We start from the raw sequence: 4,375 nt of genomic DNA on the forward strand, positions 1-4,375 counted from the left end.
GAGTCATTGAATAGTGTTGTGTTGTTTAAAAAATATTAATAAAAATAATACCGTCTATTGATAACGAAATATAACAGCAATATAACAGCTTGATAAGATTAAAAGATTAATATATAATTGCATTAATTATGATTTTTCTAAAGACTAAGATAGCCCAAAAACCTATGATGTCAACGGTGTCAAAAATAATGTTTGGCATCGGGAGTTTGGGTTTTTGTATGGTAGCCCAAACCGCGACCTCGCTTTTGATGTTTTTCGGAACAGTCGCGCATCTTATGCCGGGCACTCTTATGGGCATAGCCATGCTGATAGGCACAATTTGGGACGGCGGAAGCGACCCTATCTTTGGGGCGCTGTCAGACAGGGCAAAAAGCAAGATTTTTGGACGAAGGCATGGATTTATGTTTTTTGGCATGTTTGGCGTTGCCTTAGTCAATATTATGCTATGGTCGCTGCCCTTAACTTTCCCGATATGGCTCAAATTTATCTGGTTTGTGGTGTTTATTCTGCTGTTTCAAACTTTTAACACAATTTTTCAAACGCCGTATCAAGCGCTTGGAGTGGAATTGGCCAGCAGTTATGACGACCGTTCCTCTTTGGAAGTTTATAAGACGATATTTTTTCTTATAGGAATGATAATTCCAACGGTATTGTTGGCCGTAATCTTTAAAGATAAGACTAATGTAGAGCAGTATCAAACTATGGCCTATATCGGCTCGTGCATTATGCTTATTTCCAGCGCTTTGGCGTTTATGGGAACATATAACCAAATGCCTCGGCTTAACATAAAAGCGCGCACCGGAAAAATTGAAAAGAAATCATTTGTTAATGTTTTCCTTGATTTTTTCAAATCGTTCAAGATAAAAAACTTTAGGGCTTTGGTTGTGGGATATTCTATATCGTTAATGAGCGCGGCGTTTTTGACATCTATAGGACTTCACTTTTTCCAGTACACTTTTGGTTTGGACTTTTTTGAAACCGCTATTATGTTAGGCGCGCTCTTTTTAATGACAATACTTTCCCAGCCTTTTTGGATGATTATATCCCGCAAAATTGAAAAAAAAGGCGCGCTTATTTTAGGAATATCAATCGGGCTTGTGGGCGTTCTTTATGAAAGTTTTATATTTGTTTCTTATTACTATTTTTATACTATAGGCGCAAGCAGTTTATTAGGTTATTTGATTGTAGGAATGCTTATAACAGGTTTTGGCGTAGGCGCTATATTTTCAATGCCAAACTCAATGATGGGGGATCTTATCGCGGTAGAGCAATATCGCACGGGCATTAACAAGACGGGAACTTATAATTCTTTTATGACATTCGCATACAAGCTCTCCCAAAGTTTTTCGGCGTTTTTGGCGGGCATTATGCTTGACATTATAGGCTTTGACGCAAGCAAGCAAATGAGCCAAACTGTATTCGCGTCTTTGGGCTGGTTGGTATTGGGCGGCGTTTTTTTGGTGCTTTGCATAAGCATTGTGTTTTTTGTCCAATATGGGATTACCAAGAAGGATGTCAAAGAAATTACTATCAAACTTTCTGAAGATTGATAATATAAAAAAGCAACCTCAAAAGAGGTTGCTTTTTTTAAAAGAATCCCGCTTATGCCGTCTGACGCTAATCTTTTACCCGCATTAAGCAGGTGGGTGAATTGACGCCGTTTTTGTCTTCCCCTGCTGTCTGATTTTTCAACCAGTGAAATTTCTGAGGCCTGACAGCAATCGGCAGTACACATTCTCCCTTTTTTATTCTGTGGGAAAAATTATGCGTCATAACAAACACAGCAGGAGTTAATATAATTTATGTCTTTGGTAATTGTATTATACTATAACGAATATTATTTAATCAAGAGCTAAACCGCTATTAACATAATCTTACAGCTAATTTTCTTTTTGGCGTTTTCTTTTCATTTTTATAATTATGATAACGAGTAAGATATTGACATAGATTTTCAGTATGATAAAATCAAAATAAACAAATAAAAAGGAAAAACATTATATATGCGACAAAACAACGGATCAAACTACTTTGCTAGACACCTAAACCGCTCGGTTTATAATATAGCGTTAATAGCTGTTTTTGGCGCTTTGATATTTGTTTTTACCGCTTTTGTCGCGTTTCCCGTTGGTATGGGATATGTCAATCTAGGGGATATTTTTATTTTTACAGCTTGTATGTTTTTAGGTTATTTCGCGCTCATACCCGCGGCGGTCGGCAGCGCTTTAGCTGATATTTTTTTGGGATATACTTTTTACGCGCCCGCCACCTTAATCATAAAAGGGTTAATGGCGGTTATTTTTTTACTTATAAAAGGCAAAAACCAATCCAACATCCGTATTTTAATAGGAATGATAACTGGCTCGGTTTTTATGCAAATAGGCTATACTGCCTATGAAGTGATATTGGCTGTTTTGGGAAATCCCCACGCAAGCGCGATCTCGGCAATTTTGGCGCCTCTTTTGATTTTGTCCAATTTTTCCCAAACATTATTTGGAGTCGCGGGCGGGTGGGTATTAATAAAGGTTGCGCAAAAGCTTAATTTATTTGACCGTATGAAAATAATAGCGTCAATAGAAAAGGAGAAACATGAATGAAACTGTATATTTTGGGATGTATGGGTCCTTATCCCGAAAAAGATTTGGCGTTAAGCGGATATTTAGTTCAGTCCCAAAACGCAAAAGTCTTGATTGATTGCGGCAGCGGAGTTTTGGCACAGTTGCAAAAATATACCCAAATAAAAACGCTTGACGCGCTTATCTTAACGCATTTGCATTTTGACCATATCTCCGATGTTTTTGTCTTAAAATATTATTGCATGGCGCATAATTTTAAGCTAGATGTTTATATGCCTCAAGAAGATAGTATGGAATATCGTTTGATATCTTCAGAGCCTGAATTTAATATTATTCATATTGAAGACGGCAAAAACATCAAGATTAAAGATATGGATATTAATTTTGTTGAGATGGTGCATCTCAAAAAGAATTTAGGCGTTAAAATATCGGACGGGCAGGCAACTTTGGCTTACACGGGTGACACGGTGCTTAATCCTAATCTAGATATTTTAACTGAGGGCGCCGATGTTGTGTTAATGGATTGCGCGTATCCGAGCGAATTCCATTTGCCGGAAATTCCGCACATGTCTTTGTATCAGGGCGCGAAATACGCTCAAGACAAACCTTTTAAGCTTCTTGTTACGCATGTAAAACCCGAAACCGATATTCAACAGGAATTGGACTGGCTAGGGCTAAACAGGGTCTATCAGGGCGATGTTTACGAGATAATACGGGGCGGTTATAAATTAAAAGATAGATGATATTAAATAAATATCAAGTATCTTTACAAAACAATAAACACATATGGCTTTCACATAAAAAAAAGGGCTGTAATTTTTACAGCCCTTGTTATTAATCTTCAAATTCATCCTTATATTCTTTGGGTGTGTATTTTTTCCTTTTGATTAAGCGTTTTTGTGTTTCTTGCTGTTTTTCCTCGGATGTGTCAACGCTTTCAGGTTCTTTTATAGTTTTTTCATCGGTCTTTTCTTGTTCTTTCTTTTTCTTATTTATAGCCTTATGGATAGTCAAACGACGGTCATAAGCGATAGAGCTTTTTTTGGAGCGCTTTAGGCGTTTGCCGATTACGGGTATGACATAATTAATTAAAATAGCTATAATGCACACTATCAATAAAATTGAGAACAAAATAAAAGGCAAAAGCCACCATTCAAAAGGCTTTTTATTCTCGTCTTCCTCGGGAGTTTGGGTCTCGTCCGAAGTTTGGCTCAAAACAGCCTTGGCGATATTGTCGGGTATTTGGTCTTTGTCTTCGCTTGAAAGCGCGGCTATGCCTTCGGCATAAGCGGTTTCATCTATCTTTTCAACGGTTATTTGGTCCACGACAACCAAACCAGAAGCCAATGCGGAAGGCTTTGTGTTATCGCCAAGCCAAATTTGAATATTATGCGTAATCGCGGATGAGCCCACATTGACAAAAAACTTATAATCTACAAAGTCATTATCGTAATTAAACTCGCGATATTCCGTATTTATATTTTCAAAATAATATTTATCGGCTTCCAAAATAATCTTTGCGCCTTTATCTTGCGGTATGTCAACAGTCTTAATTCTTACGGTTATTTGATAATAAGCATCCGTTTCATAGCTAATTGCGAAAGATTGTTTCATACCAAAAGCGGTAGGTTCGGGGCTATATATTACTAGAGCGTAGGGGGATAAATTATCTTTGCCAATCTTTGATTTGGATAATCCACCCAACGCCCACGCGTCATATTCGTTTAGGTTAATAATGCCCGCTTTTACAGTTTTTATATGCGTCAAAGGATTGATTGGCGTCCAATTGGACGGCGTTTTTA

General features: G+C 37.5%; 4 protein-coding genes and 1 other RNA gene. 3 read left to right on the plus strand and 2 right to left on the minus strand.

Annotation, left to right across the window (positions count from 1 at the left end):
* Nucleotides 1-128 precede the first annotated feature (128 nt).
* Entirely contained in the window at nucleotides 129-1,550 is a 1,422-nt protein-coding gene (locus GX756_03230; GenBank protein NLC16872.1) for an MFS transporter, read from the plus strand.
* A 41-nt stretch (nucleotides 1,551-1,591) separates the two neighbouring features.
* On the opposite strand, the gene ssrS is transcribed toward GX756_03230, so the two are convergent.
* A non-coding RNA gene (gene ssrS, locus GX756_03235) (6S RNA) lies at nucleotides 1,592-1,793 on the minus strand.
* Nucleotides 1,794-2,000: 207 nt separating this feature from the next.
* Between ssrS and GX756_03240 the strand changes: the two genes are divergently transcribed.
* Entirely contained in the window at nucleotides 2,001-2,594 is a 594-nt protein-coding gene (locus GX756_03240) for an ECF transporter S component (GenBank protein ID NLC16873.1), read from the plus strand.
* Complete coding sequence (locus tag GX756_03245) at nucleotides 2,591-3,316, plus strand: MBL fold metallo-hydrolase (protein ID NLC16874.1); 726 nt, start codon at nucleotides 2,591-2,593, stop codon at nucleotides 3,314-3,316. Before GX756_03240 ends, GX756_03245 begins: the two co-directional genes overlap by 4 nt.
* 91 nt (nucleotides 3,317-3,407) lie before the next feature.
* Here the strand turns inward: GX756_03245 and GX756_03250 are convergent.
* On the minus strand, nucleotides 3,408-4,375 hold a 968-nt coding region (locus GX756_03250; GenBank protein NLC16875.1), incomplete at its 5' end, for a hypothetical protein.

The sequence above is a fragment of the Clostridiales bacterium genome, assembly GCA_012512255.1.
GTDB lineage: Bacteria > Bacillota > Clostridia > Christensenellales > DUVY01 > DUVY01.